Below are 666 nucleotides of genomic sequence, written 5' to 3'. Positions count from 1 at the left end.
GCGCTTGAGCGCGAAGTGCCAGACGTACTGGTGTCTGATATTCGCATGCCCGGCATCGACGGATTAGAACTGCTCAAGCAAGTGCAACGTGATTACCCTGATTTACCCGTGATCATCATGACCGCGCATTCCGACTTAGATGCTGCCGTCAACGCCTATCAAAAAGGCGCGTTCGAGTATCTGCCAAAACCATTTGATATCGATGAAACCTTAACGCTGGTCGAACGTGCGATTGCCCACAGCCATGAAAACAAACGCGAGCAATTGTCTTCAGAAGATGCCCCGGCCGACACGCCAGAGATCATCGGTGAAGCGCCAGCAATGCAGGAAGTGTTCCGCGCTATTGGCCGCCTTTCTCGCTCGTCGATTTCCGTTCTGATCAACGGGGAGTCCGGTACGGGTAAAGAGCTGGTTGCTCATGCCCTTCACCGCCATAGCCCTCGCGCCAACATCCCTTTTATCGCTCGCAATATGGCCGCGATTCCAAAAGACTTGATTGAGTCTGAGTTGTTCGGTCACGAAAAAGGCGCATTTACGGGCGCGAACAGTGTTCGTCAAGGCCGCTTCGAGCAAGCCAACGGAGGCACGCTCTTTTTGGACGAAATCGGGGACATGCCGCTGGATATCCAAACTCGTTTGCTGCGCGTGTTGGCGGATGGCCAGTTC

Annotated in this window: 1 protein-coding gene; it reads left to right on the top strand. The window is 54.2% G+C overall.

The features are described 5' to 3' along the window. Positions 1 to 666, top strand: a 666-nt coding sequence (locus R7E78_RS27210) for a sigma 54-interacting transcriptional regulator (protein WP_318058760.1), incomplete at both ends; no start/stop codon positions are given.

It is taken from the genome of Vibrio sp. YT-19(2023), from assembly GCF_033337395.1.
This window is presented reverse-complemented; position numbering and strand designations above follow the sequence as displayed.